Annotated in this window: 26 protein-coding genes; 14 read left to right on the top strand and 12 right to left on the bottom strand. The window is 53.9% G+C overall.

Going from position 1 to position 20,463, the window contains the following annotated elements; translation table 11 throughout:
* Positions 1-8 precede the first annotated feature (8 nt).
* Complete coding sequence (katE, locus tag LC417_RS04255) at positions 9-2,273, bottom strand: catalase HPII (RefSeq protein WP_010245500.1); 2,265 nt, start codon at positions 2,271-2,273, stop codon at positions 9-11.
* A gap of 389 nt (positions 2,274-2,662) precedes the next feature.
* Between katE and zinT the strand changes: the two genes are divergently transcribed.
* From zinT to LC417_RS04240, 3 genes are all read left to right on the top strand, one after another.
* Complete coding sequence (zinT, locus tag LC417_RS04250) at positions 2,663-3,310, top strand: metal-binding protein ZinT (RefSeq protein WP_010245496.1); 648 nt, start codon at positions 2,663-2,665, stop codon at positions 3,308-3,310.
* Positions 3,311-3,450: 140 nt separating this feature from the next.
* Positions 3,451-3,771, top strand: coding sequence for a type II toxin-antitoxin system RelE/ParE family toxin (locus LC417_RS04245; protein ID WP_010245489.1), 321 nt, complete (start codon positions 3,451-3,453; stop codon positions 3,769-3,771).
* Positions 3,764-4,048 carry a helix-turn-helix transcriptional regulator gene (locus LC417_RS04240; protein ID WP_010245485.1) on the top strand — a complete coding sequence of 95 codons (285 nt, stop codon included), beginning with the start codon at positions 3,764-3,766 and terminating at the stop codon, positions 4,046-4,048. Before LC417_RS04245 ends, LC417_RS04240 begins: the two co-directional genes overlap by 8 nt.
* A 105-nt stretch (positions 4,049-4,153) precedes the next feature.
* On the opposite strand, the gene LC417_RS04235 is transcribed toward LC417_RS04240, so the two are convergent.
* Positions 4,154-4,519, bottom strand: a complete 366-nt coding sequence (locus LC417_RS04235; RefSeq protein ID WP_010245482.1) for an MmcQ/YjbR family DNA-binding protein — start codon at positions 4,517-4,519, stop codon at positions 4,154-4,156.
* A 101-nt stretch (positions 4,520-4,620) separates the two neighbouring features.
* On the opposite strand from LC417_RS04235, the gene LC417_RS04230 reads away from it, so the two are divergent.
* Positions 4,621-5,631, top strand: a complete 1,011-nt coding sequence (locus LC417_RS04230; RefSeq protein ID WP_129062893.1) for a UV damage endonuclease UvsE — start codon at positions 4,621-4,623, stop codon at positions 5,629-5,631.
* Here LC417_RS04230 and LC417_RS04225 read toward each other — a convergent pair.
* The 3 genes from LC417_RS04225 to LC417_RS04215 form a co-directional block, all read right to left on the bottom strand.
* Entirely contained in the window at positions 5,624-6,487 is an 864-nt protein-coding gene (locus LC417_RS04225; protein WP_033757525.1) for an SDR family oxidoreductase, read from the bottom strand. The two genes, LC417_RS04230 and LC417_RS04225, sit on opposite strands and share 8 nt — an antisense overlap.
* Positions 6,488-6,551: 64 nt before the next feature.
* A complete protein-coding gene (locus tag LC417_RS04220) occupies positions 6,552-7,400 on the bottom strand; it encodes a manganese catalase family protein (RefSeq protein WP_223565525.1) in 849 nt (282 codons plus the stop codon).
* Between the two features lie 289 nt (positions 7,401-7,689).
* Positions 7,690-7,947: a biofilm development regulator YmgB/AriR family protein gene (locus LC417_RS04215; RefSeq protein WP_022625723.1), complete on the bottom strand. Its 258-nt coding sequence runs from the start codon at positions 7,945-7,947 to the stop codon at positions 7,690-7,692.
* A gap of 540 nt (positions 7,948-8,487) precedes the next feature.
* On the opposite strand from LC417_RS04215, the gene LC417_RS04210 reads away from it, so the two are divergent.
* Entirely contained in the window at positions 8,488-8,712 is a 225-nt protein-coding gene (locus tag LC417_RS04210) for a hypothetical protein (RefSeq protein ID WP_010245468.1), read from the top strand.
* Between the two features lie 109 nt (positions 8,713-8,821).
* Here LC417_RS04210 and LC417_RS04205 read toward each other — a convergent pair whose 3' ends face one another.
* Entirely contained in the window at positions 8,822-9,073 is a 252-nt protein-coding gene (locus LC417_RS04205) for a hypothetical protein (RefSeq protein ID WP_010670062.1), read from the bottom strand.
* Between the two features lie 335 nt (positions 9,074-9,408).
* Here LC417_RS04205 and umuD point away from each other — a divergent pair, with 335 nt between their 5' ends.
* From umuD to LC417_RS04180, 5 genes are all read left to right on the top strand, one after another.
* Positions 9,409-9,828 carry a translesion error-prone DNA polymerase V autoproteolytic subunit gene (gene umuD, locus LC417_RS04200; protein ID WP_010245460.1) on the top strand — a complete coding sequence of 140 codons (420 nt, stop codon included), beginning with the start codon at positions 9,409-9,411 and terminating at the stop codon, positions 9,826-9,828.
* 2 nt (positions 9,829-9,830) lie between these two features.
* Positions 9,831-11,099 (top strand): translesion error-prone DNA polymerase V subunit UmuC, encoded by a 1,269-nt coding sequence (umuC, locus tag LC417_RS04195; RefSeq protein ID WP_223565524.1) that lies wholly within the window; start codon positions 9,831-9,833, stop codon positions 11,097-11,099.
* 151 nt (positions 11,100-11,250) lie between these two features.
* Positions 11,251-11,526: a hypothetical protein gene (locus LC417_RS04190; protein WP_033771676.1), complete on the top strand. Its 276-nt coding sequence runs from the start codon at positions 11,251-11,253 to the stop codon at positions 11,524-11,526.
* Between the two features lie 186 nt (positions 11,527-11,712).
* On the top strand, positions 11,713-12,327 hold the full coding sequence (locus LC417_RS04185; protein ID WP_033771678.1) for a TetR/AcrR family transcriptional regulator: 615 nt from the start codon (positions 11,713-11,715) through the stop codon (positions 12,325-12,327).
* Between the two features lie 145 nt (positions 12,328-12,472).
* Positions 12,473-12,613, top strand: a complete 141-nt coding sequence (locus tag LC417_RS04180) for a hypothetical protein (protein ID WP_223565523.1) — start codon at positions 12,473-12,475, stop codon at positions 12,611-12,613.
* Positions 12,614-12,878: 265 nt separating this feature from the next.
* On the opposite strand, the gene LC417_RS04175 is transcribed toward LC417_RS04180, so the two are convergent.
* The 4 genes from LC417_RS04175 to LC417_RS04160 all read right to left on the bottom strand — a co-directional run bounded on the left by LC417_RS04175 (position 12,879) and on the right by LC417_RS04160 (position 14,651).
* Positions 12,879-13,151, bottom strand: a complete 273-nt coding sequence (locus LC417_RS04175) for a hypothetical protein (RefSeq protein WP_022625718.1) — start codon at positions 13,149-13,151, stop codon at positions 12,879-12,881.
* A 443-nt stretch (positions 13,152-13,594) separates the two neighbouring features.
* Positions 13,595-13,825: a YgdI/YgdR family lipoprotein gene (locus LC417_RS04170; RefSeq protein WP_010245445.1), complete on the bottom strand. Its 231-nt coding sequence runs from the start codon at positions 13,823-13,825 to the stop codon at positions 13,595-13,597.
* 15 nt (positions 13,826-13,840) lie between these two features.
* The gene (locus tag LC417_RS04165) at positions 13,841-14,074 is read right to left on the bottom strand and encodes a YgdI/YgdR family lipoprotein (RefSeq protein WP_039391948.1); all 234 of its coding nucleotides are present in this window, start codon (positions 14,072-14,074) and stop codon (positions 13,841-13,843) included.
* A gap of 373 nt (positions 14,075-14,447) precedes the next feature.
* Positions 14,448-14,651, bottom strand: coding sequence for a hypothetical protein (locus LC417_RS04160; RefSeq protein WP_003848989.1), 204 nt, complete (start codon positions 14,649-14,651; stop codon positions 14,448-14,450).
* 189 nt (positions 14,652-14,840) lie between these two features.
* Between LC417_RS04160 and LC417_RS04155 the strand changes: the two genes are divergently transcribed.
* The 4 genes from LC417_RS04155 (at position 14,841) to pdxY (ending at position 18,170) form a co-directional block, all read left to right on the top strand.
* On the top strand, positions 14,841-15,155 hold the full coding sequence (locus tag LC417_RS04155) for an MliC family protein (protein WP_010245432.1): 315 nt from the start codon (positions 14,841-14,843) through the stop codon (positions 15,153-15,155).
* 25 nt (positions 15,156-15,180) lie between these two features.
* Complete coding sequence (pdxH, locus tag LC417_RS04150) at positions 15,181-15,837, top strand: pyridoxamine 5'-phosphate oxidase (RefSeq protein ID WP_010245431.1); 657 nt, start codon at positions 15,181-15,183, stop codon at positions 15,835-15,837.
* A 140-nt stretch (positions 15,838-15,977) separates the two neighbouring features.
* Positions 15,978-17,252, top strand: coding sequence for a tyrosine--tRNA ligase (gene tyrS / locus LC417_RS04145; protein WP_223565522.1), 1,275 nt, complete (start codon positions 15,978-15,980; stop codon positions 17,250-17,252).
* A gap of 57 nt (positions 17,253-17,309) precedes the next feature.
* Positions 17,310-18,170, top strand: coding sequence for a pyridoxal kinase PdxY (gene pdxY, locus LC417_RS04140; RefSeq protein WP_010245428.1), 861 nt, complete (start codon positions 17,310-17,312; stop codon positions 18,168-18,170).
* A gap of 32 nt (positions 18,171-18,202) precedes the next feature.
* Here the strand turns inward: pdxY and gstA are convergent, their stop codons facing one another.
* Together gstA and dtpA are read right to left on the bottom strand one after the other, a co-directional pair.
* The gene (gene gstA / locus LC417_RS04135; RefSeq protein WP_033757533.1) at positions 18,203-18,808 is read right to left on the bottom strand and encodes a glutathione transferase GstA; all 606 of its coding nucleotides are present in this window, start codon (positions 18,806-18,808) and stop codon (positions 18,203-18,205) included.
* Between the two features lie 151 nt (positions 18,809-18,959).
* Complete coding sequence (gene dtpA / locus LC417_RS04130) at positions 18,960-20,456, bottom strand: dipeptide/tripeptide permease DtpA (RefSeq protein ID WP_010245419.1); 1,497 nt, start codon at positions 20,454-20,456, stop codon at positions 18,960-18,962.
* Between the last annotated feature and the right edge of the window lie 7 nt (positions 20,457-20,463).

Raw genomic sequence — 20,463 nt, 5'->3', positions numbered from 1 at the left:
CGCTGACATCAGGCCGGGACGGACTGTGCCTTCTGGCTGCGCGACCAGACGCGGTGCGCTTTCATCGCCTGAGTGAACTCAGACATCAGCGCGCTTTCCGCCGAGTCGCCCTGCACAATACCTTCTTCCTGATCCGCATCTTCCAGACCGAACTGCGCTTTAAAGCGACGCGCTTCGCCCACCAGACCAATCACCTTGAGGTGCTTGTAGGCTTCCAGCAGGAAGTAACGGGCATCGCCGCTCAGCAGCAGGGCATCGATATTGCCATCCGGCACCATCACCGCATCAAAGGTCAGAGAGGGCAGACCGGCGAACGTCGCATCGACCGGCAGCACCGAACCATCATCGGCGCGCACCTGGCCCATATGCGGAGCCAGCAGTTTGGCGTGAACACCCACCGCTTTCAGCGCCTGCAAAATCGCCAGCACATCAGCCGCCTTCACACCATCACTGAGCAGCAGTGCGACCTGGCGACCTTTGATCTCGCCATCCGGAATGGCGTAGAGGCTCAGGCTGTCATCTTTAGTCAGGCCATTCACCGGCGCAGGCGGCTGAATGTTGAGCTGCTCATCCGTCAGAGCGAGTCCCAGGTTATCCGCCACGCCCTGCGCCAGTTTAGTATCGATGCGTGCCAGATGATCCACCACACGCTCACGGATATAAGCACGTGCCACTTTACTCAGTTCAAACGAGTAGGCACCTATGATGTGCTGCTGCTCGACTTCAGTCTGGCTCAGCCAGAACAGGCGCGGCTGCGCATAGTACTCACCAAATGAGGGGCTGCGCTCGCGCACTTTATGGCCCTCAATCCGCTCCTGATAGCTCTCGAAGCCGCCGCCTTCTGCAGCAGGTGGAGTTTCACGCGGCCAGTTATCGTTGATCGAGTTCGGCTCGTAGTTCGCCGGATTGGTGTCGATATCCTGACGATGCATGCCCTGACGCTGGAAGTTATGGTACGGGCAGGTCGGACGGTTGATCGGGATCTCATGGAAGTTCGGTCCGCCCAGACGACTGATCTGCGTATCGGTATAGGAGAACAGACGACCCTGCAGCAGCGGATCGTTGGAGAAATCGAGGCCCGGCACGATATGGCCTGGGTGGAACGCCACCTGCTCGGTTTCAGCAAAGAAGTTGTCCGGGTTACGGTTAAGTACCATCTTGCCGACAATCTCAACCGGCACCAGCGCTTCCGGGATCAGCTTGGTGGCATCCAGAATATCGAAGTCAAATTTGAACTCATCCTCTTCCGGGATCAGCTGCAGGCCCAGTTCATATTCCGGGAAATCACCCGCTTCAATCGCTTCCCACAGATCGCGGCGATGGAAATCGGGATCGCGACCGGTCAGTTTCTGTGACTCGTCCCACAGCAGCGACGCTTTACCGGCCACCGGCTTCCAGTGGAAACGGACAAAGGTCGCTTTACCTTCAGCGTTAATCAGGCGGAAGGTGTGAATACCAAAACCTTCCATGGTGCGATAGCTGCGCGGAATACCCCGGTCAGACATCGCCCAGATAACGTTGTGCATGGTTTCCGGCTGCAGAGAGACGTAATCCCAGAAGGTGTCATGGGCGCTCTGGCCCTGCGGGATTTCGTTATGCGGTTCCGGCTTAACGGCATGCACAAAGTCAGGGAACTTATGCGCATCCTGAATAAAGAACACCGGCGTGTTGTTGCCCACCAGGTCAAAGACACCCTCTTCGGTGTAGAACTTGGCGGCGAAACCGCGAATGTCACGCACGGTATCAGCCGATCCGGCACCGCCCTGAACCGTGGAGAAACGCACGAAAACCGGCGTGGTCTGCTCGGGATCGCTGAGGAACTGCGCTTTGGTCAGATCTTTCAGGGAGCGGTAAGGCTGAAAATAGCCATGTGCGGCTGAGCCACGGGCATGAACAATACGTTCCGGGATACGCTCATGATCAAAGTGCGTGATTTTCTCACGCATAATAAAGTCTTCCAGCAGCGTCGGACCGCGCGAACCGGCACGCAGTGAGTTTTGATCGTTGGCGATGCGTGTGCCCTGGTTGGTGGTGAGGGCGCGGTCGGTGCCGTTTTTGCGGCTGGCTTCAAGCTGGTCAAGTTTGGCGTTGTGCGTCTGAGGCGCTTTCAGGCTGCCTGGGGCGGTGGGCTGCTTGCCTGGCGGAGTCGGTTCGGCTGGGGGCTGATGCGAACCATCTTTTGGTGCCAGTGAACCCAGACCCGGCTCTGAGGATTCCGGACCGGTGGTGGGGGCGCGCTCGCTCAGGGGTTTCTTCTCTGTTTCTTTCGACATTAATTCATGCTCCAGCTGTTATTTTACTTTCGACGACACTAAATATAGAACAACCTGAACAATACTGAGGTTAAATCGGGCATTTAACTGTGACGACTGTGCCTTTTTTGTCCGCCAGAAAAGCGCACTTATCTCTCAATCCGGATTATCGCTTCGCTTATTCATGCCTTGTGCCGTCTGGCTTAACGGCGTTCCAGCCCGCGCCTGCTATACGGAAAGTGAGCTTTCAGAGGATGCAGAATCTGCCGCCGCAGGAGGCGCTCATTGCCTGATGCAGGGCATTAACCGATTAATAAAATTAATGCTGGCGTTTGCTGCTTTTGGTTGAAGTTAGAAATGTTATATCATAACATTTCATTTTGTAACGTTGACCGGGGTATCAGACTTTGATGAATCATGCAGGTAAATGGATTGGGCTACTGGGCGCACTGTTAGTCAGCCAGCCGTCGCTGGCACACGGCACGCATGCACATGGAAAACCGCTGTCAGCCCTGGAGCAGAAAGCGGCAGAAGGGGTTTTTGCTGACAGCGATGTGAAAGATCGTCCGCTCGCTGACTGGGATGGCCTGTGGCAGTCGGTTTATCCGCTGCTGCAAAGCGGGGAGCTGGACCCGGTCTGGCAGAAGAAAGCGCAGCAGGATCACAGCAAAACGGCAGAGGAGTATAAAGCGTATTACCGCAAAGGCTACGCCACCGACGTCGATACCATCGGTATTGAAAATGGCGTGATGGAGTTTCACATCGGCGATCAGGTCAGCGCCTGCCACTACCGGTATGCGGGCCACAAAATCCTGACCTATGCCTCAGGTAAAAAAGGGGTGCGCTACCTGTTTGAATGCCAGGACGCGGGCAGCAAAGCGCCGAAATATGTGCAGTTCAGCGACCACACCATCGGGCCGCGTAAATCTGCCCATTTCCATATCTTTATGGGCAACGATTCTCAGCAAGCCCTGCTGGCGGAGATGGATAACTGGCCGACCTATTATCCTTACCAGATGATGAACTCACAGGTCGTGGAGGAGATGCTGCACCACTGAGTGCCGGGCCGGTGTCAGATGCTCCGCGGATCAGAGCTGTTTCGCAAGGATAGCGACTGGATTCATTTCCCCCGTTTGAGGAAATATAGATCCTTGAGTTAAGTTAACTCATGAGTTAACTTAACTCCAACGGAGGATCTATGTTTGAGATAACGATACACAAGGACGCGCTCACTGAAATTAAGGCAATGCCAGAGATGCTCCGGGCTAAGCTGGCCCGGCAAATAGATAAACTGGCTGCCCGTGGAACTGATTTGAGAGAGCCGGATACCAAACCGTTAGGATCGGGTTTTTTTGAGCTCAGGGCGAAGGCCAATGAGATTGGGCGAGCGGTGTATGTTTACCAGAAAGGCAGACGTATTTTTATCCTGAAAGCTTTTGTGAAAGAGACAAAGAAAACGCCAGCAGCAGTCATGACGGCAGCGGCGCACCGTTTAGAGGAGATGTTAAACGATGAGTAAGAAATCAGTTGCGTGGACGACGGCCCGCAAAGAAATTTTATCTGATCCGGCTGTTCGCGAACATTACGAGGCAGAAGTTCGGGCAGAGCACCTGCGCGAGCAGTTAGCCAAATGGCGGGAAAGCGCCGGAATGACCAGCGCTCAGGTCGCGGAGGCGCTCGGTGTCAGCCCGTCGGCAGTGTCACGCACCGAGCGTCGCGCAGATAAAGCCACAGTTGAAACACTCGCCCGCTATGCCCGTGCCTGTGGCGTTGAAAATCCCCAGATCTCTCTTTGATTGAGAGATGACGGCAGGTGCCAGAACAATGCTGGCCCTGCTATTTATCTTGCCTGCTATCAAGCAAACTTTCTTTCCGGTGCACACGTATCCCCTCCACGGGGTTTATCCCACCCAGGCCGGGCGGCGCGAGGCGGGTATACCCTTAACCACACGCTGATACGAATCCTCAACCAGCTGCTGAATCAAGCCAGGCGAGAGGTCGTCACCGGGATAGGCCGTGATCCAGTGACGTTTATTCATATGATAACCGGCGGTGATCGAGGGATAGATCACCCGGTGCAGCTCCGCCTGCTGCGGCTCGCATTTCAGGGTGATAATCGGCACACCCCGCAGTTCGGTCAGCAGTAAAAACACTTTTCCACACACTTTATAGACCTGATGTTCCGGCCCGAATGGATAGCTGCATTCAGCGGCGGGCAGCCGCTCAGCCGCTTCAATGGCGATGCGCTGGATCTCATGGCCCTGCATAGTGAGTCTCCCTGTAATTATTCAGCCTGAGTCTGCGGCCCGCGACTGGCTGGTCGCCAGGGGCCTGTTACACTTCTGATAAGCATAAATCAGGAGCAGACATGAAATTAGGCTTTGCATGTAAGTATCTCAACAGCGATGGCAAACAGTTTTTCCCGCTTCGCGCCACCACCCGTAAACGGTTTCTGAGTTTATCGCACGATGAACGCAATCAGCTGATCTATGAGATTACCGTCACCAACCTCAACAATCTCTACCTGACGCTTGAGCATCTGGCCACCTTACCTGAGCCACTCAGGATGATGCGTATTGGCAGCGATCTGTTACCGCTCTATACGGTTCCCGAGGCCACGCCACTGTTCACCGAATTTCTGCCTGAACTCTATCCGCTCTTTGCCCGCTGTGGCGAGCTGGCGCGGGCGCATCACATCCGTCTCTCATTCCATCCAGGACAATATACCGTGCTCGCCTCCGATAATCCCGATGTGGTGGTGCGCGCGCTGGAGGATGTGGAGTATCACACGCTCTGCGCCTGTCTGATGGGATATGGCAAGACCTTTCAGGATTTTAAAATCAACATTCATATGAATGGCAAGGCGGGATTCGACGGCTTCAAACGGTCGTTTAATCAGCTCAGCCCGGAAGCGCGGCGGATGCTGACGGTGGAGAATGATGAGATCTCCTGCTCGCTGGATGACGTGCTGCAGGCAGCACCGCTCTGTCCGGTGGTGCTGGATATTCACCATCACTGGGTAAAAGAGAGTGAGTTTATTCAGCCGGATGACGCGCGTGTTGCCAGAGTGATCGATTCGTGGCGCGGCGTGCGGCCGGTGCTGCACTATTCGATTTCGCAGGAGGGGATGATTCCGCAGGAGGGCTGGCCCGATCAGCAGCAGCTGGGCGTGAGCAAAAGCAAGCTGCGGGCGCACTCTGACTACTTCTTTAACCCGACGCTGAATGCATGGGCACTGTCGTTTCAGGATTTCGATATCATGTGCGAAGTGAAAATGAAGAATCTGGCGCGGGAACAACTCTACCAGTGGGGGATAACACAGAAGCTAATAGCTAATCCCCTGGCCGAGGCGACCAGGGAATCGGCGAACGTTAAATAATGGCCACACCGCCCGTCACGGCGATGGTCGCACCTGAAATGTAGCTGGCTTCGTCACTGGCCAGCATCACATAGGTTGGCGCCAGTTCAGCAGGCTGACCGGCACGCTGCAGCGGCACTTCGCTGCCAAAGTTCTTCACCTGTTCAACCGGCATGGTCGACGGGATCAGTGGCGTCCAGATGGGGCCAGGTGCGACCGCATTGGCACGGATACCTTTTTCAGCCAGTAAGGCTGCCAGGCCGCCAGAGAAATTAACGATGGCGGCTTTGGTGGCGGAGTAGGCGAGCAGCTTCGGTTTCGGCTGGTCAGCATTGATCGAGGCCGTATTAATGATCGATCCACCAGCAGGCATATGCCGTGTTGCCGCTTTAGTGATGTAAAACATCGCGTAAAGGTTGGTCTTCATGGTCCGGTCAAACTCTTCGTCGCTGATCTCATCCAGCGATTCGCGCGTCATCTGATACGCCGCGTTGTTCACCAGAATATTAATCTCACCAAAGGCTTCGACGGCTTTATCGACCAGGGCGTTGCAGTGTGACGCCTCAGTAATATCGCCAGGCACCAGAACCGCTTTCTGTCCCGCTTCTTCAACCAGCCGGGCGGTATCCTGCGCATCCTCATGTTCATCAAGATAGGAGATCAGGACATCGGCCCCTTCCCGGGCAAAGGCAATGGCGACAGCCCGGCCAATGCCGGAATCGCCACCGGTAATAATGGCTTTTTTACCCGCCAGACGGCCTGAACCCTGATAACTCTCTTCGCCGTGATCGGGCTGAGGCTGCATAGCCGCGGTAGTGCCAGGCCAGGTCTGCTGCTGCTCTGCAAAAGGGGGTTGTGGACGCTGAGTGGATGACATGACTATTCCTCCGTCAAAAGGTGGGACAAGCCTGTCAGGGCATCAAACCCTGACAGGCGAGTCATTACAGTTTCGGTGGTGTGACGCCGTCAATCTGCTCAGACTGCGCACCAGAACCGGGACGCGCATTGCCGAGCAGCGGCTCATCACCCAGAATCTCTGGCTGCTGTTTCGCGCTGAACTGACCATGGCCATCGTAAGCCGGGCCACTGCTCCAGCGACCTTCCGGCAGCGGTTTATCCAGCGAAGTATTCAGACAGTAGTAAGAGTGCTCCTGCGCCTCATGCTCCTGCGGGAAGCTGTTCGGGATCGGCAGCGACGCGTTCAGTCCGCCCATCTCTTCGATCACCGCCAGCCACTGCTGCTGGTGCATGGTGTCACGGGCGATCAGGAAGGAGAGGAAGTCCTTCATGCCCTTGTCTTCCGTCATGTTGTAGAGGCGGGTCGCCAGTACGCGGCCGGTGGCTTCTGCGGTGACGTTAGCCAGCATATCGGCCGCCACGTTGCCGGACGCATAGATATGACCCATATCAAAAGGCATGCCGTTGGCGTTAACCGGCATTGCTGCCAGACCGGAAGAGAGGATATGGCGCGGGTTCATTCCGCCCAGAATCGCATTAACCACCGGATCTTTCGCTGACGCTTCCTGGTAAGAGAGCGGGGCGCCTTCAAGGTTAAGCGCCACGGCGTAGCCCAGCATTTCGATATGGCTCAGCTCTTCGGTAGCGGTCGAGATCAGCAGATCACGAATCCGCACATCACCGCGCGCGCCCATCGCCTGGAAAAAGTATTGCATCGCTACACGAATCTCACCTTCGACGCCGCCGATGGCCTGCTGGAGCAGCATGGCAAATTCTGGATCGGGTTTCTCTACACGAACCGGGAATTGAAGTTTTGATGAATGATGAAACATGATTATTTTCCTCGTCTGTGTTTGCAGTGGATGCAGAAAAAGCCTGGACACAGATATCGGATAAATAAAGCGAAACGACAGCAATTAACCGGAATTTCAGGTTGAATAAATGGCGAAAACGGTGTTTTCCGGAGCTATATCTGGTCCGGTGGGGCAGGCAATCTTAGCGGTGTGAAGGGGACAAGTGATTCAGAGCAGGAGAAATAAAAAAAGCCCCATAACAGGGGCTGATTCCGGACGGGAAAAGCATCCATGCTAATTCGCGTTCCCTCATAACAGACACAGATTTTTAGCTGTCGCTGGTCGCCGAAGCGCGCTGCAGAACATGTTCAAGCGCCTGACGGTAAATATCCTGCTTAACCACGTCACGCTCACTCTCCAGGCGGTGAATCAGGCCCAGCACAATGTCTTTATCGGAGACATGGGTTTTCGCATGGGCAAGTTCGGCATGGACTGCGGCGATAACCTGTTTTTCAGTGGTCAGCGCTGTGCCAGAGTTCATGAAGTAATCAGAAATCTGAGACTCTGTATTCATCGTTGTTTGCATGTCAGGCCTCATAAGAAATGGGGGGAAGAACGCGTCGATTCAGATCCGGTCACCGGCTGACGCAAAAAAAAATGCATCTGAAGGTGGAAATCCACAACACCTTCAGATGCGGTGCAAAGCACCTTTCGTTACAAGTGATTTAACATCACGAGACAAAGTTATACAAGAATCGCAAAGTTGTACAATGAAATTTGACAAAATTTAACTGGTCGGTGGTGTATATAAAAAGCATGTTTAAAGTGAAAAAAGAGGTTTTCGATGGTTAATTGAATAAATACAGTGAGTTGGTGAGGTTTTCAGAGGGGTGGCGATTTTCAGACCAGCAGGCTGGGGATTGTGCTGACGACACATCAACGCGTTAAAACCGCTTTTTTCCGCAGATTTCAGCCAAAGTTGTACAGGTTTCAACGCTGGAAAAGTGGCGGGTGCGATTGTGCTGCTGCAATCCTGGCCGTCTGACAGGCCATGCCGCATAATTCACTTCCCACGCCTGATGCAGAAGGCTAAGGTTGACCCCTTATTTATCACAAGGAAATGATCATGGTTCACGACTATTTCGCAATTCCGCCTGCGGGCATGACTCAGGAACAACATAAACGTTCGGTCGCCGTGGCTGCTGCTCTGTCAGTGGCAAAGGAGTCCGTCAGCGCCTCCACCTCTGCAACCGGCTCAAAAACCGCCTGGGATCTGCAGGCCGTGGCGAATGAAGTTGCTAATCTGGCCGACGCTATTCAGGATGCGCTGGAGAGTGACAGCGAGGTGTAAACACTAACCGGTATCGTCTGAGGCTTATGCGGAGGCGGTGCAGGACAGGGCGGTGGCAGCGTTCAGGAGCCGATAAAGTCCGGCAATCGGACGCTGCCGGAAAATCCGCTTATTCCATTGCGGGTGGCTCATATTTAATATACTGACGTAGGGCATCATGGATAGCCTGGTTATTGCCCTCTTCCAGACCGCGTTCGGCATACTCTTTCGCCAGCGCCGCCAGTACATCGTCAAACTTCCCTTTGTAATTGAGATTATTCAGCGCAATTTGCTGACCGAGTATCGCTTTTAATACCGTAGTCTCAACCCTTAACTGCGCAACTGCCTCTTCAAGATGTTTGATTCGATCGTCGTCTGCCATAATCCCTCCATGCTTAAAAAAGCAGAATAACCAGCCCGCCCGTAATATTCAAACCTCTCCGAATGCCAGAGAAGCGTTGTCAGATTTTCCTTAAGTAAAAATAATCAGCCGGTGAATTTATAAGATTCTTTACTGTAAGAGGAAATCGACGCTATTCCGGCGATGCGGCTAAAGTAACCCGTTTCTGCTTATTCTGACGGCAATGCGAAAAAACGTTTAAAAAAAAGTGCATTACCATCAACCCTTTCGCTTAAAGATGTTCCATGTCACTTGATTAAAAGGGGGATTAGCTATTACTGTGTTTATATACAGCAATCTGAAAAAGGAGCGAAATTATGGAATTCATTAAACCTGCGGACATTCGTGCCGTTATGCCTTTACCGCTATATATCGAACGTGTGCCGTGCGGGTTTCCATCCCCGGCGCAGGATTATGTCGAACAACGTATTGATCTCAATGCGCTGATGGTCCAGCACCCCAGCGCCACCTATTTTGTCCGGGTCAGCGGCGAGTCAATGATTGAGGCGGGCATCAATGATGGTGACATGCTGGTGGTCGACAGTTCACTCACCGCCTCACACGGCGATATTGTGGTCGCCGCGGTCGAAGGTGAATTCACCGTTAAACGTCTCCAGCTTCATCCCTGTCTGCAACTGATGCCGATGAATACCAAATTTAAACCGATCGCTATCCAGACCGAAGATGCGCTGGAGGTGTTTGGCGTTGTGACCTTTGTTATTAAAGCGACCCACTGACCATGTTCGCGCTGGTCGACGTAAACAGCTTTTACGCGTCGTGTGAGACCGTTTTCCGGCCTGATCTTAAAGGTAAACCGGTAGTAGTGCTGTCGAACAACGACGGCTGCGTGATTGCGCGCAGCGCCGAGGCAAAGAAAGTCGGCATCAAAATGGGCGCGCCCTATTTTAAGATGCGTGAAGAACTAACGCGTCACGCGGTGCAGGTCTTCAGCTCAAATTATGCGCTCTACGCTGACATGAGCCATCGGGTGATGACCATACTGGAAGAGATGGCGCCGTCGGTGGAGATCTACTCGATCGACGAGGCCTTTATGGATCTCACCGGCGTGCAGAACTGTATGGCGCTGGAGACCTTTGGTCATCAGGTCAGAGAACGAATAGGCAAAGAGACCCATCTGACCGTGGGCGTCGGCATTGCACAGACCAAAACGCTGGCCAAGCTGGCGAATTTTGCGGCCAAAAAGTGGAGCAAAACCGGCGGCATTGTCGACCTGTCGAACCCTGAACGACAAAAAAAGCTGCTGGCGCTGATTGATGTGGCGGAAGTCTGGGGCGTGGGTCATCGGATCGGCAAACGGCTCAACGCTATGGGCGTTATGACGGCAAAAGATCTGGCCGGTCAAAGCACCGAGGCCATCCGCAAACAGTTCAGCGTCGTGCTGGAGCGCACTGTCAGAGAGCTGCGTGGCGAATCCTGTCTGGAGTTGGAGTCAGTGACGCCGGTAAAACAGCAAATCATGTGTTCGCGCTCATTTGGCAGCCGTATCTCCGACTACGATCAGATGCGCGAGGCTGTCTGCGCGTATGCCGAGCGCGCGGCGGAGAAGCTGCGCCGTGAGAATCAATATTGTCGTCAGGTAGGGGTATTTGTACGCACCAGTCCGCATGCGACTGACGAACCCTTTTATGGCAATCAGTCGATGGAGCAACTGCTGATTCCGACGCAGGACACACGCGACATCATCAGAGTTGCAATGGCGTGCCTGGATAACATCTGGATTGAGGGACATCGCTATATGAAGGCCGGCATCGTGCTGGGGGATTTTTTCAGCCAGGGCGTGGCTCAGTTTGATCTGTTTGACGAACATCAGCCACGCCGCAATAGCGAAGAGCTGATGAAGCTGATCGACACAGTCAACAAGCTCGGCAGCGGGAAGCTGTGGTTTGCCGGGCAGGGGATCAACAAAGCCTGGTCGATGAAACGCGAGATGCTGTCGCCTGCCTATACCACCCGGATAACCGATCTGCCTGTGGTTGCGCTTAAGTGAAGGCTGACCCGATGTTCCTCTGCTGCTGAAACCGCGGCCTCTGCTAAAAGCTTTTTTTATCACGCGATTAAAGTAGCAGGAAGTTATGCTTTGCCTGACCCGATGAGTAGTTTTTCATCGGGTAATTTAAGCAAATTACCAGGTAAATATAATGGATTTCAGGCAGTTTGAAGCCAGAGTGATGCTCTGGCCCGCAATACATTTCACAGCAATCATAAAATCCCGCCATCATGACGAATATGAGATTTATGCGATCGACGATAACAGCAATATAAAAACCCGACTCTTTCTCTGTTTTGCTGACAATGAAAACCACGCCAGCCTGCTTATTAAGCAATTTACGTTATGGCTGTTAAAAATAAACGCGCTGAAGCGCAGCCAGCAGCGGGAAAAAGACCGCACAGAGACAACATCCTTATCTGAATGAATCGCGTCCGGCTTGCACCGCAGACCAGACGGCGGCTGGTCAGACAGCGGCGAATCATATTAACGCGTCCGGGAAATAACGGGCCGTCTGCGCGTGACGGGCGACGGACGGCCTGGCTTGTTACCCGCGCCTGGGATAGAATCGCCATTGATTTTGACAGCAACACACCTCCCCAGGCCGGTAACAATGACCACGACAGCCACAACGTATAAAAACAAAGAGCGGGGACGCCCCAGAGAGTTCGGGATCGAACAGGCTCTGGATCACGCCATGATCGTTTTCCGGCAAAAAGGGTATCATGCGGCCTCAATGAACGATCTGGGTGAGGCGATGCATCTCTCCGCAGGCAGCATCTATAAGGCGTTTAAAGATAAGCGCTCGCTCTTCCTGCTGGTATTCGAACGCTATCTGTTGCTGAGAAATAGTGAGTTGCACCGTCGTCTGGCACCCTGTGCCAGCGGGCGGGGGAAAATAACCGAGCTATTGCAATTCTACCTGGATTCGGCACGTGCCACAGAAGGGCGTTGCGGCTGTCTGGTCGTCTCCAGCGCGATTGCGCTGCAGACGATGGATCAGCCACTCGCGCAGCGCATTGATGAGGTCGTTCAGCGTAATCAACGCTTCCTGGTCTCGCTGCTGGAGCTGGGACAACAGGATGGATCTATCGATAACACGCTGGACAGCGAGGCGGCAGCCGGTTTAATTCTCTGTATTGCTTTTGGATTGCGGGTGGCAGGTAAGGTCAGCGATGTGACTAACGAAGAAAAGACGCTGGCGCTGGCATTGAAAGTACTGGGGTAACCAGGCAAGGCCGCTCAATCAGTAAACAGACTTCCCGGACATGGGCTTCCAGACAGAGAAATTCTGCACTTTCCTTTCCCCCCATCTGATTATGTGCCAGGCTTTCACGCTTTATCCTGTAGCGAAGAAAATTAAGGCGCGTTTCGTGAAAACCTCAATCTTACTGACACTCGTGGCAGCCATTGGCTGTTCTGTTTTTGCCGCCCGTGGTGGGTTTGAAACCACTACAGCGAAACATCCACAAACGCTGCAGGTGACTGAAAACGGGGAGCCGCTGACGCGCTGACCGTGACGGCAGGTGGGGAGAAGCCGACGAAGGCCGGTTAACGACCAGATGGCCGGCCGATGAGTGCAGAGCAATAGCACTCATCAATCTGCGTGGAAGCCGTTTCAGGCCGACACGGGAGCCGGGTGCAGAGCGTTGCAATTCACGTTCTGGTCACGTTCTGGCCGACATGCACTATTCCACTGCCACGCTGTCCCTGCTTCTCTGGCTGAGAGGCCAGGCGCGTGCCCGGCACCCAAAATAAACAGCAATGACCCGCACATAACTAACGATAATCTTTAAGATTAACCGGCGCCTGTCCGGTCTCGACCAGCCAGTTTAATTCGGCACGGTCGCGCGTTGAGGATTCGATAAAACCTTTGAGCCAGTTCCGCGCATCGGCAATCTGCGTGACCCGCTCATCGTTGCGCTCCTGTTCGGCCATTTCGCTCAACTGGCGAATCAGTGCTACCAGCGTAATCTCCTGTTCGTCAAAAGCCAGATTAATTGCAGCTTCACCAAGAATCATATGACCCGTTGTTTTGTCGTGATAAACCATCTGCACCCTCCTGATTAAGTAGCGATATAAAGAGTCTAGTTAAAGGCGCTCTGGACTAAAAGGTGGGAAACAGCAGGGCGCTATGATTAAAATTTACCGAAAATAAAGTGAACCTTTAATCGAGGCGGTAAACCACTCATATCAAAGCATAAAAACAGGCTGAGGTTTTTTGTGAGAAATAAGATGAGCTATTATGCTGGTTAAAAAAGCTGGGAGTTGCCGGAAATTCAGATAAGGGCGGAACAGCGCATTTCGTTATCAGATTATTATCTGCACCACTATCCGCACGGTTGCCTGCCATATTATGGCCACGCCGTAGCGGATATTTCTGATTTATAAACCACCGGGGAATAAAACCAGGACTGTGCACCACTTCGTGCCAGGCGCAGACAAAAATAAAGCCGCCCATGGGCGGCTTTATTCATTGGGTAACAGCGATCAGATTATTTCTTCGGTACTTCAGAGACCGCTTTAACGTCCGCTTTATTAATCTGCTGCTTCACGCCATTTGCATCGGTATAAGCCAGCAGGCCGGCATCCGATTCAGAAGGCTTGCCATCACTAATAATGGTGCGTCCATCGTTAGTCTGAATCGCATAACTGGTACGGGTGCAGCCGGTTAATACGGTCATACCAATCAATGCGGCGAGAGGTAAAATCAGCGCTTTTTTCATCTTATTCACCTTATATTAGTTGTCGAGTTCACTCATATTACTGATCTCATTACGATTGATCTGCTCAGTTTTTCCTGTCTGAGCATCGCGGTAAGAAACCAGACCAGTATCTGAATCAATCTGCGGTTTGCCATCGGTGACAATCGTGCGGCCATCGGTGGTCTTAATCGACTGGTTTGAGGCACAACCTGCCAGCGTACCTAAAGTGAGAGCCAGCAACGCGACGGCTGACAGGGATTTCATTTTCATTTTCATTTTTTCTGCTCCATGAAGTATATCCGAACGTTTACAGCATAGTCGGCTTTATCAGGTTTGCTGGCCCTGTCGCGTCTCGCTGCCTGTTTTTTAAACAAAACCGGAGTGTGTGGTGCTGATTAGGGGGGATGACGGCGTGAAATAGCATTTATTGCAAATGTACCCAGCCGTTCTGTGCCATTTCAGCAGAGGATGCGCTGTACCGAAATAAGATCGATGCTGATGCGGGAAATAAGCACGGCAGCCAGAGCGGATATTTCCGTAAAAGCCAGAATAGCGGTGCGGAAATAGTCAGCATGTGGGTGAATGTCTGGCGGGATTCACGGGTCCGATACCCTGAAGGCTATCGGACCCGTGGAGAAGGGGATCAGAGGATGGAGTCTTCGCCCGCTTTGGCGGCCGCTTTTTCTGCTTTCATGGCGCTGACCGGGTCTGATGCGCTCAGCCAGCGGTCAAATTTCTGGTAGGTGTCGATAAAGGTTTTAAAGTAGCTGCTGGCGATGGTGGCATTCTCTTTGTGGTTCATAAACGCCACTGCCAGCTTAAATGCATCTTCGTTATCAAATTTCATGTTTGTCTTCCTCGCTTAAGATCTATAGAGCGTAGCCTGAGAACGCGGCCTGTGCATTCAGACAACCGTCTGAAAAGGCGCAATAATTCAGCCTGACTGACAGCATCTGCCAGATTGGCGTGGATTCCCACTTACTTCGCGCCCAATCCTTCTTATAATGCCAGCTTCACTCGTGAAGGAGACCCGCTTATGTTGAAAGGATTAACCGTTGCCGCGGTGCTACTGCTGTCAGGCTGTAGCCTGATGCATAAACAGCCGCCGTCGCCGCAGACCCTGCACTATCGCTGCGGAACCATGCCCCTGACCGTGACGCTGGACGAGGCGCAGCAGCAGGTCAGTTTCATCATGGATGGGCAGCCTCTGACGCTGAAGCAGACGGTATCCGCGTCCGGCGCACGCTACAGCGATAACACCTATGTGTTCTGGTCCAAAGGAAACGGCGCATTTATCGAACGTAACGATAAAATTGTCGTGAATGATTGTGAGCTGCAACCTGCCAGCTGACTTGTTATCTGAATAGGCGAGCATTATGAGCGACAGCGAAACGCTACACACCATTGCCCATCTGCGGCGTGAATATACCCGCGGTGGATTGCGTCGTAAGGATCTGCCGGACGATCCGATCGCGCTATTTGAACAGTGGCTAAGCCAGGCCTGCGAGGCAAAACTGCCCGATCCTACCGCCATGACCGTGGCAACCGTGGATGAGCAGGGCCAGCCATGGCAGCGTATCGTGCTGCTGAAGCACTACGATGCGCAGGGCATGGTGTTTTACACCAACCTCGGCAGCCGTAAGGCGCTGCAGCTGGCGCACAATCCGCGCATCTCTCTGCACTTCCCGTGGCACTATCTGGAGCGTCAGGTGATGGTGCTGGGTGAAGTGGAAAAACTGTCGCCCCTCGAGGTGCTGAAATATTTCCACAGTCGTCCGCGCGACAGTCAGATTGGTGCCTGGGTGTCGAAGCAGTCAAGCCGTATTTCGGCACGCGGTATTCTGGAAGGAAAGTTCCTGGAGCTTAAACAGAAGTTCCAGCAGGGCGAAGTGCCGCTGCCCAGCTTCTGGGGTGGCTACCGGGTGAAATTTCACACGATGGAGTTCTGGCAGGGTGGCGAACATCGTCTGCACGATCGTTTCATCTATCAGCGCGATCACGACGGCTGGAAAATCGACCGTCTGGCACCCTGAATCTGCACGATTCGCCCCTATCAGCGCTGGCACAGAAAGCGTCAGCGCTTTATGCTATAGCCCTGATTTTTTTCGATTCCGCAACTCAGCGGAAAGCTGTGTACCAGCATAGGTGCAGTCTGATCAATTTGGAGTCAGTAATGACCAGCAGTAACCTGATACAACAATTGCAGGAGAGGGGCCTAATCGCCCAGGTGACGGATGAAGACGCGTTAACAGAGAAACTGGCGCAGGGGCCAATTTCGCTCTATTGCGGCTTTGACCCCACTGCTGACAGCTTGCATTTGGGCCATCTGGTACCGCTGCTCTGCCTGAAGCGTTTTCAGGATGCCGGCCACAAGCCGGTGGCGCTGGTCGGTGGTGCAACCGGCCTGATTGGTGACCCGAGCTTCAAAGCCGCAGAGCGTAAACTTAATACCAGTGAAACCGTCAACGAATGGGTTGAAAAGATCCGCCAGCAGGTGGCGCCATTCCTCGACTTCGATTGCGGCAGCAACAGCGCCATCGCCGCCAACAACTACGACTGGTTTGGCGGCATGAACGTGCTGACCTTCCTGCGTGATATCGGCAAGCACTTCTCCGTTAACCAGATGATCAACAAAGAAGCGGTGAAGCAGCGTCTGAACCGTGACGATCAGGGCATCTCCTTTACCGAGTTCTCCTATAATCTGCTGCAGGGCTATGACTTCGCCTGTCTGAACGAGCTGCACGGTGTGTCCCTGCAGATTGGTGGTTCTGATCAGTGGGGCAACATCACCTCCGGTATCGATCTGACCCGTCGTCTGCATCAGAACCAGGTCTTTGGCCTGACCGTTCCGCTGATCACCAAGTCTGACGGCACCAAATTCGGTAAAACCGAAGGCGGCGCAGTCTGGCTGGATGCGAAGAAAACCAGCCCGTACAAGTTCTATCAGTTCTGGATCAACACCGCGGATGCTGACGTCTATCGCTTCCTGAAGTTCTTCACCTTCCTGAGCATGGAAGAGATCAACGCGCTGGAAGAAGAGGACAAAAACAGCGGTACCGCGCCACGTGCGCAGTACGTGCTGGCTGAGCAGGTGACGCGTCTGGTGCATGGCGAAGCCGGTCTGTCGGCGGCGAAACGTATTACTGCCAGCCTCTTCTCCGGATCCGTGAGCGAAATGACCGAAGCCGATTTTGAACAGCTGGCGCAGGATGGTATGCCAACTATCGTGCTGGGCGCTGACGATGATCTGCAGCAGGCGCTGGTGAAAGCAGAGCTGGTGCCGTCCCGTGGCCAGGCGCGCACCATGATCGGCTCCAATGCCGTTTCACTGAACGGTGAAAAGCAGTCCGATGCGGAGTACCGCTTCAGCGACAATGACAAACTGTTTAACCGCTATACGCTGCTGCGTCGCGGCAAGAAACATTACTGCCTGATTAACTGGCAGTAAGATTTCAGGGCCGGTTTCCGGCCCTTTTTTTATGGCAAGGCAGGACAGGGCAAACAAGTGAAAAATATTTTAGCGATTCAGTCGCACGTTGTTTTTGGTCACGCCGGTAACGCGGCGGCTGAGTTTCCGATGCGCCGTATGGGCGCAAACGTCTGGCCGCTGAATACCGTGCAGTTTTCCAACCATACGCAATATGGCCACTGGACCGGCACGGTGATGCCTGCAACGCATTTAACCGACATTGTTAAAGGCATTGCTGACATCGACCGCCTGAAGACCTGTGACGCGGTCCTGAGCGGATATCTGGGCTCGGCAGAGCAGGGCGAGCAGATTCTGCAGATTGTCCGTCAGGTCAAAGCGGCCAACCCGAATGCCTGGTACTTCTGCGATCCGGTCATGGGCCATCCGGAGAAAGGCTGCATCGTGGCGCCGGGTGTGGCGGAGTTTCACTGTAAAATGGCGATGCCTGCCAGCGACATTATCGCTCCGAACCTGCTTGAACTGGAGATGCTGAGCGAGCGCACCGTCACAGACGTCGACGCGGCGGTAGACGCTGCGCGGGCACTGATTGCCCAGGGACCACGCGTGGTGCTGGTGAAGCATCTGGCGCGTGCGGGTCGTCGCAGCGATCGCTTTGAAATGCTGCTGGTGACGGCTGAAGATGCCTGGCACATCAGCCGTCCGCTGGTCGATTTCGGTGTCCGTCAGCCGGTCGGCGTGGGCGATCTCACCAGCGGTCTGCTGCTGGTGAATCTGCTACACGGCAAATCATTGCAGGATGCGCTGGAGCATGTCACCGCAGCGGTATACGAGGTGATGCTGAAAACCCATCAGATGGGCGAATATGAACTGCAGCTGGTGGCGGCACAGGATGCCATCGCCACGCCGACGCAGCACTTCGCGGCAGAAAAACTGTAACGCATCAGGGCCGGATAACCGGCCCTGTTGACTCAGGCTAAGCCTTCCGCTTTAAGCGCCGCCTGCACCGCAGGACGTTCCGCGACACGATCAAACCACGCGCCCAGCGCCGTAAAGCCGGATAAATCCAGTCCCAGCGCTTTTGCCCAGCGCGTCACCACAAACAGATAGGCATCCGCCACGCTGAAATGCAGCCCCATCAGCCACTGTTTGTCGCGCAGTGACTCATCGACATAGCGGAATTTTGCTTCCAGCTGGCTGCGGGTCTGCGCTTTCACCTCATCGGAGTAACCGGGGCGAAACAGTGGCCCAAAGCTTTTATGCAGCTCACTGCCGATGTAGCTGAGCCACTCCACGGTGTGATAACGCGTCAGGCTGCCAACCGGTGCCAGCAGATGGCGATCGGGCTTCAGATCCGCCAGGTACTGAACAATGGCGACGCCTTCCGTCAGCACAGAACCGTCGCTGAGCTGCAGCGCGGGCACCTGGCCTTTAGGATTGATTTGGCGGAAGTCATCGCCCCGTTCAGTGATTTTTGTGGCCAGATCAACACTCACCTGAGTGAAGTCGAGTCCGCATTCACGCATAACAATATGGGGTGAGAGAGAGCAGGCACCCGCTTTGCAAAACAGTTTCATGACCAGGTACTCCTTGTTGCAATGGGATCCTTGCATAGTAAAGAGTCAAAGCGGGATTACCAGTGACAAAGATCAGGGATCTGCGAAGGGCGTTGCGGCAAGCCATAAAAAAAGCCGGGCAGAGCCCGGCTTAGCTGAAGTGCAGCGTGAATTACGCCTGCACGTTATTTTTTTTCGCGTCAGGATCCTGCGCCATGCGGTTCAGCATCGGCGCCGTAATCAGCATCAGCAGGGCGATCACCGCCGTCACGATACCAATCTGCTGGAATACGCGGCTGTAGGTCGCCAGCGAAATCAGTGGATCGGTAACGTTTTCAGGCACGGCCATCAGGTTTGCCACTTTACCGGCAATCACCGCCGCGCCAGCGGTAGTCAGGAACCAGGAACCCATGATAAAGCCCATCAGACGCTGAGGCACCAGCTGTGCCACCATCGCCAGGCCGAGGCCAGAGATCATCAGCTCACCGATACTCTGCAGCGCATAGCTCAGGATCAGCCAGTTAACGGAAACGATACCGGCATCGCTGGCGAACTTCGCACCCACCGGCAGCACCAGGAACGCAGCGGAGCAGAGCACCATACCAAAGGCAAACTTGTGCGGCATCGGCAGTTTATCGCCCAGCTTGTTATAGAGCGCCGCCAGCAGCGGACTGGCCAGCATAATCCAGAACGGGTTCAGCGCCTGGAACTGCTCGGGGGCAAAAGTAATGCCGAGAATGGTGTGCTCAACGTTGCGGATAGCAAAGAAGTTGAGTGACGTTGGCATCTGCATATAAAGCACGAAGAACAGAATCGCTTCGACCATCAGCAGGAAGGCAACAATCATCTTACGACGTGCCGCACCCTGCAGTGCAAAGGCCTCTTTGGCAAATACCAGCACGATACCCAGGGCAATCACCGCCAGCACCAGTCGTGCGATAGACTGGTGATGCAGCATCCAGTTGGCCAGTGCGATCAGTACGACGATGCCGACCAGCGTCATCAGCAGTTTTCCGATCTGCAACGGAGCGAAATCGGGTTTAGAACCGTAATCCTTAACCATGCGTTTGCAGAACAGGAAGTTAAACAGGGTGATGATCAGACCGATAACGCACAGTGAGAAGGCTACGCTATAACCATATTTCGCCGCTAACCACGGTGTCAGCATCATTGAGAAGAGTGAACCGATGTTGATCGACATATAGAACATGGTGAAAGCGCCGTCGAGACGCGGATCATCTTTGTCATAGCAGGTAGAGAGCAGCGAAGAGGGGTTTGCCTTAAACAGGCCGCTACCCACCGCGATGGTCGCCATACCGATGTAGACAATGCTGACGTTATGACCGGAGAACGCCACCAGCGCATAGCCCAGCGCCAGCACCAGGACACCCAGCACGATGACGCGTTTGGTACCCAGCACCTTATCACCGAGCCAGCCACCAATCGCGACCAGACCATACACCAGCGCACTGAATGAAGAGAACAGGGTAATGGAGTCTGATTCAGACAATCCCAGTTGCTTCACCAGGTAAACCGCCATAATGGCCTGCAGGCCATAGAAGCCAAAACGTTCCCATAACTCAATCGAGAAGATTAAGTAGAACGCCTTCGGCTGTTTAAACGCATTGAGACTGACAGCCTCATCAGTGTGTTTGTTTGCAGTTGACACATGTACC

Origin of the sequence: Pantoea sp. OVA07A (assembly GCF_019969975.1) — a bacterium.
Lineage (GTDB): Bacteria > Pseudomonadota > Gammaproteobacteria > Enterobacterales > Enterobacteriaceae > Pantoea > Pantoea agglomerans.
The sequence above is the reverse complement of the archived record's forward strand: the minus strand, read 5'-3'. Positions and strand labels throughout refer to the sequence as shown.

Excerpts from the sequence above, each read along its gene's own strand:
- katE (WP_010245500.1), bottom strand. The coding sequence starts at position 2,273 with ATGTCGAAAGAAACAGAGAAGAAACCCCTGAGCGAGCGCGCCCCCACC.
- zinT (WP_010245496.1), top strand. The coding sequence starts at position 2,663 with ATGAATCATGCAGGTAAATGGATTGGGCTACTGGGCGCACTGTTAGTC.
- LC417_RS04245 (WP_010245489.1), top strand. The coding sequence starts at position 3,451 with ATGTTTGAGATAACGATACACAAGGACGCGCTCACTGAAATTAAGGCA.
- LC417_RS04240 (WP_010245485.1), top strand. The coding sequence starts at position 3,764 with ATGAGTAAGAAATCAGTTGCGTGGACGACGGCCCGCAAAGAAATTTTA.
- LC417_RS04235 (WP_010245482.1), bottom strand. The coding sequence starts at position 4,519 with ATGCAGGGCCATGAGATCCAGCGCATCGCCATTGAAGCGGCTGAGCGG.
- LC417_RS04230 (WP_129062893.1), top strand. The coding sequence starts at position 4,621 with ATGAAATTAGGCTTTGCATGTAAGTATCTCAACAGCGATGGCAAACAG.
- LC417_RS04225 (WP_033757525.1), bottom strand. The coding sequence starts at position 6,487 with ATGTCATCCACTCAGCGTCCACAACCCCCTTTTGCAGAGCAGCAGCAG.
- LC417_RS04220 (WP_223565525.1), bottom strand. The coding sequence starts at position 7,400 with ATGTTTCATCATTCATCAAAACTTCAATTCCCGGTTCGTGTAGAGAAA.
- LC417_RS04215 (WP_022625723.1), bottom strand. The coding sequence starts at position 7,947 with ATGCAAACAACGATGAATACAGAGTCTCAGATTTCTGATTACTTCATG.
- LC417_RS04210 (WP_010245468.1), top strand. The coding sequence starts at position 8,488 with ATGGTTCACGACTATTTCGCAATTCCGCCTGCGGGCATGACTCAGGAA.
- LC417_RS04205 (WP_010670062.1), bottom strand. The coding sequence starts at position 9,073 with ATGGCAGACGACGATCGAATCAAACATCTTGAAGAGGCAGTTGCGCAG.
- umuD (WP_010245460.1), top strand. The coding sequence starts at position 9,409 with ATGGAATTCATTAAACCTGCGGACATTCGTGCCGTTATGCCTTTACCG.
- umuC (WP_223565524.1), top strand. The coding sequence starts at position 9,831 with ATGTTCGCGCTGGTCGACGTAAACAGCTTTTACGCGTCGTGTGAGACC.
- LC417_RS04190 (WP_033771676.1), top strand. The coding sequence starts at position 11,251 with ATGGATTTCAGGCAGTTTGAAGCCAGAGTGATGCTCTGGCCCGCAATA.
- LC417_RS04185 (WP_033771678.1), top strand. The coding sequence starts at position 11,713 with ATGACCACGACAGCCACAACGTATAAAAACAAAGAGCGGGGACGCCCC.
- LC417_RS04175 (WP_022625718.1), bottom strand. The coding sequence starts at position 13,151 with ATGGTTTATCACGACAAAACAACGGGTCATATGATTCTTGGTGAAGCT.
- LC417_RS04170 (WP_010245445.1), bottom strand. The coding sequence starts at position 13,825 with ATGAAAAAAGCGCTGATTTTACCTCTCGCCGCATTGATTGGTATGACC.
- LC417_RS04165 (WP_039391948.1), bottom strand. The coding sequence starts at position 14,074 with ATGAAAATGAAATCCCTGTCAGCCGTCGCGTTGCTGGCTCTCACTTTA.
- LC417_RS04160 (WP_003848989.1), bottom strand. The coding sequence starts at position 14,651 with ATGAAATTTGATAACGAAGATGCATTTAAGCTGGCAGTGGCGTTTATG.
- LC417_RS04155 (WP_010245432.1), top strand. The coding sequence starts at position 14,841 with ATGTTGAAAGGATTAACCGTTGCCGCGGTGCTACTGCTGTCAGGCTGT.
- pdxH (WP_010245431.1), top strand. The coding sequence starts at position 15,181 with ATGAGCGACAGCGAAACGCTACACACCATTGCCCATCTGCGGCGTGAA.
- tyrS (WP_223565522.1), top strand. The coding sequence starts at position 15,978 with ATGACCAGCAGTAACCTGATACAACAATTGCAGGAGAGGGGCCTAATC.
- gstA (WP_033757533.1), bottom strand. The coding sequence starts at position 18,808 with ATGAAACTGTTTTGCAAAGCGGGTGCCTGCTCTCTCTCACCCCATATT.